6 protein-coding genes are annotated in these 6,495 nt (G+C 75.5%); 5 read left to right on the forward strand and 1 reads right to left on the reverse strand.

The features are described 5' to 3' along the window. Positions 1-2 precede the first annotated feature (2 nt). Both AB0D29_RS35530 and AB0D29_RS35535 read left to right on the forward strand, forming a co-directional pair. A complete protein-coding gene (locus tag AB0D29_RS35530) occupies positions 3-797 on the forward strand; it encodes a 3-oxoacyl-ACP reductase (RefSeq protein ID WP_362811616.1) in 795 nt (264 codons plus the stop codon). 100 nt (positions 798-897) lie between these two features. Further along, entirely contained in the window at positions 898-2,181 is a 1,284-nt protein-coding gene (locus tag AB0D29_RS35535; protein ID WP_362859942.1) for a haloacid dehalogenase-like hydrolase, read from the forward strand. Positions 2,182-2,211: 30 nt separating this feature from the next. On the opposite strand, the gene AB0D29_RS35540 is transcribed toward AB0D29_RS35535, so the two are convergent. Then, positions 2,212-3,414, reverse strand: a complete 1,203-nt coding sequence (locus AB0D29_RS35540) for an amino acid deaminase/aldolase (RefSeq protein ID WP_362859944.1) — start codon at positions 3,412-3,414, stop codon at positions 2,212-2,214. Between the two features lie 143 nt (positions 3,415-3,557). Between AB0D29_RS35540 and AB0D29_RS35545 the strand changes: the two genes are divergently transcribed. From AB0D29_RS35545 to AB0D29_RS35555, 3 genes are read left to right on the forward strand one after another with little or no spacing between them, the layout of a single operon-like run. Next, positions 3,558-4,361, forward strand: a complete 804-nt coding sequence (locus AB0D29_RS35545; protein WP_362859946.1) for a hypothetical protein — start codon at positions 3,558-3,560, stop codon at positions 4,359-4,361. Continuing rightward, positions 4,358-5,581, forward strand: a complete 1,224-nt coding sequence (mycP, locus tag AB0D29_RS35550; RefSeq protein WP_362859948.1) for a type VII secretion-associated serine protease mycosin — start codon at positions 4,358-4,360, stop codon at positions 5,579-5,581. The genes AB0D29_RS35545 and mycP overlap by 4 nt, the downstream gene beginning before the upstream one ends. Before the next feature lie 21 nt (positions 5,582-5,602). After that, positions 5,603-6,343, forward strand: coding sequence for an SseB family protein (locus AB0D29_RS35555; RefSeq protein WP_362859950.1), 741 nt, complete (start codon positions 5,603-5,605; stop codon positions 6,341-6,343). The last annotated feature ends 152 nt before the right edge of the window (positions 6,344-6,495 follow it).

The raw sequence follows: 6,495 nt of genomic DNA on the forward strand, positions 1-6,495 counted from the left end.
ACATGACCAGCCAGACCCCTGAAGAGATCGTCTGCCGCCGCCTGGTCGGCCGTACCGCCGTCATCACCGGAGCCGGCAGCGGCATCGGCCTCGCCACCGCCCGGCGCCTCGCGTCCGAGGGCGCCAACATCGTCTGCGGCGACATCGACGAGACGGCCGGCAAGGCAGCCGCCGAGGAGGTCGGCGGGACCTACGTGAAGGTCGACGTCACCGACAAGGAGCAGGTCGACGCCCTGTTCAAGACGGCCTTCGACACCTACGGCTCCGTCGACATCGCCTTCAACAACGCGGGCATCTCGCCCCCGGACGACGACTCCATCCTCACCACCGAGCTCGACGCCTGGCGGCGCGTCCAGGACGTCAACCTCACCTCCGTCTACCTGTGCTGCAAGGCCGCCCTGCCCTACATGCAGCGCCAGGGCCGCGGCTCGATCATCAACACCGCCTCCTTCGTGGCGATCATGGGCGCCGCGACCTCCCAGATCTCCTACACCGCCTCCAAGGGCGGCGTCCTGGCCATGTCCCGCGAGCTCGGCGTGCAGTTCGCCCGCGAGGGCATCCGCGTCAACGCCCTGTGCCCGGGGCCGGTCAACACCCCGCTGCTCCAGGAGCTGTTCGCCAAGGACCCCGAGCGCGCCGCCCGCCGCCTCGTGCACATCCCGCTGGGCCGCTTCGCCGAGCCCACCGAGATCGCCGCCGCCGTGGCCTTCCTCGCCAGCGACGACTCCTCCTTCATCAACGCCACCGACTTCCTCGTCGACGGCGGGATCTCCGGCGCGTACGTCACCCCGCTGTAGGCCCCACCCGTAGCCCCCACCCCGTTTCCGTGCCGGCCGGGCGCCGAGAGGCGCCCGGCCGTGCCGTGCCCGCATCCGTGCCCGAACCCCGAGGAGCAGCATGCGCAGCAACAGAACCGCCACCCTCGCCCTCATCGCGGCCGCCGGCTCCGGACTCCTGCTGGCCCCGCCCGCCGAGGCGGACCAGAGCCACTGCCGCCGGGCGACGGTCGGCTCCGGCTGGTACGGCGACAACCAGGCCCGGCTCCAGGAACTCATCGACCAGTACGGAAACTGCAACCCGTACCGGCCGGACCGCGCCAAACCCGTCGCCGTCTTCGACTGGGACAACACCGTCGTCAAGAACGACGTCGGCGACGCCACCATGTTCTGGCTGCTGCGCAACGGAAAGATCCGCCGCCCCGCCGACTGGGCCGCCACCAGCCGCTTCCTCACCCCGGCCGCCGCCACCGCCCTCGCCGGCGCCTGCGACGCCCTCGCCCGCCCCGGCGCCCCGCTGCCCACCGGGACCCCCGGCGGAGCCGGCTGCGCGGACGAGATCAACGCCGTCTACGGGACCGCCGCGACCCGCGCCGGCGCCCCCGCCTTCGCCGGCTGGGACCGCCGCACCACCGAACCCTCGTACTCCTGGCTGCCCCAGCTCATGCAGGGCTGGACCGCCCCCGAGATCCGCGGCTTCGCCGCCGCCGCCCGCGCCGAGAACCTCGCCGCGCCCGTCGGCGCCGTGCAGCAGGTCGGCAGCGGCACCGCCACCGGCTGGGTGCGCTACTACGAGCAGCAGAAGGACCTGATCGCCGCGCTGCGGAAGTCCGGCTTCGACGTCTGGATCAGCTCGGCCTCGCCCCAGCCGGTCGTCGAGGTGTGGGCCAAGGGCGTCGGCATCGACGCGGACCACGTCATCGGCATCCGCAACACCACCACCCACGGCGGGAGGCTCACCTCCCACCTGCAGGGCTGCGGATCCGTCCGGGACGGCGCCGACACGATGACCACCTACATCGACGGCAAGCGCTGCTGGATCAACAAGGAGGTCTTCGGGGTGCGCGGCGCGGCCGCCGAGAAGGTCCAGCCCGCCGCCCGCCGCCAGGTGTTCGCCGCCGGCGACTCCGACACCGACATCTCCTTCCTGCGCGACGCCACCGCCCTGCGGCTCGTCGTGAACCGCAACAAGAACGAGCTGATGTGCCGGGCGTACGACAACAGCGACGGCCGCTGGATCGTCAACCCCATGTTCATCGAGCCCAAGCAGCAGAAGACCGGCCCCTACCCGTGCGCGACGACGGGCTACGTCGACCACGACGGCACCAAGGGACCGGTCCTGCGCGGCGACACCAGCGTCATCCCCGACCAGACGGACTCGGTGTTCCACGACCCGGCCCGCTAGCCGGGATCCGCAAGAGATCCCGGACACGGCCTAGAGGAAGGTGCGGCCCTCGCCCCGGTAGGTCGGGGCGGTGGCCGTCACCCGGTCACCCTCTATCAGGTGCAGCGTGTCGAAGCGCTCGCACAGCTCGCCCGCCTTCGCGTGCCGGAACCAGACCCGGTCGCCGATCAGCAGATCGTCGGCCGGGCCGCCCAGCAGCGGGGTCTGCACCTCGCCCGCCCCCTCCTGGGGGTCGTAGCGCAGCCCCTGCGGCAGGTACGGAACCGGCAGCCGGTCGGCGCCGGCCGCCCCCGAGGCCGGGTAGCCGCCCCCGAGGACCGTCACCACGCCCACACCGGGCCTGCGCACCACCGGCTGCGCGAACAGCGCCGCCGGACGCCCGCTGAAGGAGGTGTAGTTGTCGAACAGCCGCGGCACGTACAGCCCGGACCCGGCCGCCACCTCCGTCACCGCGTCCTCGGCGGCCGTCTGCTGCACACTGCCGGTCCCGCCGCCGTTGACGAACTCCAGGTCCGGTACGACGGCCCGCACGGCCCGCACCACCTCGGCCCGCCGCGCCGCGAGCTCCCTGCGGGCCGCGCCCTGCATCACCCGGATGACCCGGGAGCGCAGCGGCCGGCCGGCCAGCGCGTCCCCGACCCCGGCGACGTGGCCCTCGTACGCCATCAGGCCCACCACCCGGAACCCCGGCCGGGCGGAGACCGTACGGGCCAGCTCGGCCAGCTGCGCCGGCTCGCGCAGCGGGGACCGGAGGGCCCCGACCCGGACCCGGCCGCCGAACAGCCGCAGGGCGGTGTCCAGTTCCAGACAGACGCGGATCTCCTCCGCGCCCCCGTCGCGGGCCCCGTCGATCAGCTCCAGCTGCGCGGGATCGTCGACCATCACCGTGACGGCGCCGGCCAGCTTGGCGTCGTTCGCCAGCTCGGCGAAGCCGGCCCGGTCGGCGGAGGGATACGCGAGGAGCACGTCCTCGAACCCGGACCGGGCCAGCCACAGCGACTCGGCCAGGGTGTACGACATGATCCCGGCGAACCCGGGCCGGGCCAGCACGCGTTCGAGCAGCGCACGGCACCGGACCGACTTGCTGGCGACCCGGACCGGCTTCCCGCCGGCCCGGCGCACGAGGTCGTCGGCGTTGGCGTCGAAGGCGTCGAGGTCCACGATGGCCAGCGGCGCGTCCAGGTGCGCGGTCGCCCGGTCGTACCGGGCGCGGTCGGCGGCGGGGGAGTTCATGGGCGGCAGCTTGCCAGAGGTCTCTACCGGTGGGTAGGGGTCGGCGGCCGCCGGAGGCGGGGACACCGGCCCCGCAGAGCCCCGCCGGGGACCCCGTAGAGTACGGGCAGGCAGCCGTACGGAACGGGGGGCGGAGCCGCCGGATGACCACGACGACACCGCGGACCACGATTCCGGGCGAGCCCGATCCGTGGTCCCCGCCGCCCCACGCCGCACACGCCCCGCCGCGCCGCCACCCCGGACGCGTCCTCGCCACCGCGCTCTGCCTCCTCCTCGGGGGCGGCCTCGTCGGCGGAGCCGCCGTCACCACCTGGGCCGAACACCGCGCCGCGAACCGCCCGTTGCCCGCCGACGCCGCCTACCGCAAGGCCGAGTCGCTGTGGCGGGCCGCGCCCGTGGACACCCTGCTCCCGCCCGTCCTGGCCGGCCCCGCGGCCGGCCCCGGCGGCTCCGACCGGACCTGGACCCGCGTCGCGCTCGCACCCGACGCCGACTGCGCGTCCGCCCTGGCCGCCGACTGGCAGGGCCTGTTGGCCACCACCGGCTGCACCCGCGTGCTCCGCGCCACCTACACCGACGCCACCCGCAGCTCGCTGATCACCGTCGGCCTGGTCTTCACCCCGGCCGCCGCCCCCGAGATGAGCGCCCTCACCGGCCGGATCACCGCCCCGCCCGCGTACGGGTTCACCGACGGGCAGCGCGCCGCCTGGACCGCGTCCGTACGCGACGAGGCCCCCGTCGTGGTCTACGCCGTCTCCGCCTTCGCCGACGGCCGCCCGCTGGACGCGCCCCGCCCCGCCGAGGACCTGATGAAGAAGGACGCCACCGGAGCCGCCGCCCAGGCGGGCCTCGGACACGAGGCCAAGGCCGTCGCCGCCCGCATCGGGGACGGCGTGGCGCTGCTCGCCGCGCCGCCCGTCACGCCCGCGCCGAAGGCCGGCCGATGACCCCGCGACGGGTGCTCGGGCGGGCCGCCGCAGCCCTGACCGCCGCCGCCCTCCTCACGGCCGCCACCGCCTTCCCGGCCGCCGCCGACACCATCCGCGACCGTCAGTGGGGCCTGCTCGCGCTCCGCGCCGAGGAGGCCTGGGGCACCACCCGGGGCGACGGGGTGACCGTCGCCGTCCTCGACACCGGGGTCGACGACTCCCACCCCGACCTCGCGGGTCAGGTCCTCGAAGGCACCGACCTCATCGGCATGGGCGCCGGCCGCGGCGACCGGGCGTGGGCCCGCCACGGCACCGCCATGGCGAGCATCATCGCCGGGCACGGCCACGGCCCCAGCCGCGGCCAGGGCGTCCTCGGGATCGCCCCGCAGGCGCGGATCCTGCCGGTCCGGGTGATTCTCGAAGAGGGCGACCCGGGTCGCGGCAAGGCCCGCGACAGCAAGGGCGGAGCCCTCGCGGACGGCATCCGCTGGGCCACCGACCACGGCGCCGACGTGATCAACCTGTCCCTCGGCGACGACAGCGACTCCGCCCACCACGAGGCGGGCGAGGACGAGGCCGTCCAGTACGCGCTCGCCAAGGGCGTGGTCGTCGTCGCCTCCGCGGGCAACGGCGGTGAGACGGGCGACCGCGTGTCCTACCCGGCCGCCTACCCCGGGGTGATCGCCGTCACCGCCGTCGACCGCCGCGGCAAGAAGGCCAAGTTCTCCACCCGCAACTGGTACGCCACCGTCAGCGCCCCCGGCGTCGACGTGGTCATCGCCGACCCCGACCGCTCGTACTACGAGGGCTGGGGCACCAGCGCCGCCGCGGCCTTCGTCTCCGGCGCCGCGGCCCTGATCAAGGCCGAGCACCCGGACCTCGCCCCGGCCCAGATCAAGAAGCTGCTGGAGGACACCGCCTCCGACTCCCCGCCCGGCGACCGCGACGACGCCCGCGGCCACGGGACGGTGGATCCCGTCGCCGCCCTCCAGGCCGCCGAGTCGATGCAGGCCGAGGCCCCGGTGCCCGCACCCGCCGCAGCCAGGCGCACGTACTTCGGCCCCGGCCCCGAGCCGGTCCGCCCGCCCGAGCGGAGCGCCCGGTTCGGCGCCCCCGCGGCGGCGGTCGCGGGAGCGGTGCTGCTCGTCCTGGCCGCCGTACTGGGCCGGCGCCCGCGGCGGGGCACCCGGGGCCGCGACCGCGGGCCCCTCACGGGACCTCCGCACCCGGCACAGTAGGGTCGGGTAACTGTGGCGAACATGGCGAACAAGAACATTCCCGACCCGGGCTTCTCCGACGACGACGGCTCGGCCGATCCCCGGCTGACCGCGGCCCTGGCCGCCTGGTCCCAGGACCGGGCCAAGGAGCCCGAGGTGCTGGCCGCCCTCAAGGGGGCCCGGCTGCTGGTCCCCGTCGTCGCCGTCCTCGGCGAGGTGGAGACCGACCCGGAGACGGGCCTGAAGCGCGAGAAGACCAGCGACATGGCCGTCCCGACGCTCCGGGCCGGCGACCGGCGGGCCCTGCCCGCCTTCACCTCGACCGCCTCCCTCGCGCTCTGGGACCCGGCCGCCCGCCCGGTGGCGGTCCCCCTGCACCAGGCCCTGGCCGCAGCCGCGCACGAGAAGGCCGACACCGTGGTCCTGGACCTGGCCGGGCCCGTCACCTACCAGCTGACCGGCCCCGCGCTGCTGGCCCTCGCCGAAGGCCGTACGGACGCGGGCCCGCTGGCCGATCCCGCCGTACGGGAGGCCGTACGGGCCGCAGTGTCCGCGGAACCGGCCGTGCTCCGCGCCCACCTCGGCCCGGGCGGCGCGGACGCCGACGGCACCCTCGCGATCGTGCTGGCCGGCGGGGCTCAGGCGCCCGCCGCGGCCCGCCGCGTCGCCGAGGCCCTGGCGGCGGACGCCACCTTGCGGGCCCGGCTGGTGCGGGGGCTGGACCTGGCGCTGCTGCCGCCGGACGCGCCGGTCCCGCCGGGCGAGGCGCTGTTCACCCGCTGAGCGGAGAAGAGGACGAAGAGAAGAGAAGAGGAGAGGCGGGTCACACGGGAAGCCCCCGTGCCCGACGGGTTCGGCGCGTTCTTCGGAGCGCTCGGCCTGCTGTGCGCGCTGCTCTCGCTCTCCCCGACGCTGCGGCGGCTCCTGCGGCACGT

Source organism: Streptomyces sp. NPDC048424, assembly GCF_040651555.1.
GTDB lineage: Bacteria > Actinomycetota > Actinomycetes > Streptomycetales > Streptomycetaceae > Streptomyces.

Bases quoted from the DNA above. Each gene is read 5' to 3' on its own strand.
- AB0D29_RS35535 (WP_362859942.1), top strand. From the start codon at position 898: ATGCGCAGCAACAGAACCGCCACCCTCGCCCTCATCGCGGCCGCCGGC.
- AB0D29_RS35540 (WP_362859944.1), bottom strand. From the start codon at position 3,414: ATGAACTCCCCCGCCGCCGACCGCGCCCGGTACGACCGGGCGACCGCG.
- AB0D29_RS35555 (WP_362859950.1), top strand. From the start codon at position 5,603: ATGGCGAACAAGAACATTCCCGACCCGGGCTTCTCCGACGACGACGGC.
- mycP (WP_362859948.1), top strand. From the start codon at position 4,358: ATGACCCCGCGACGGGTGCTCGGGCGGGCCGCCGCAGCCCTGACCGCC.
- AB0D29_RS35530 (WP_362811616.1), top strand. From the start codon at position 3: ATGACCAGCCAGACCCCTGAAGAGATCGTCTGCCGCCGCCTGGTCGGC.
- AB0D29_RS35545 (WP_362859946.1), top strand. From the start codon at position 3,558: ATGACCACGACGACACCGCGGACCACGATTCCGGGCGAGCCCGATCCG.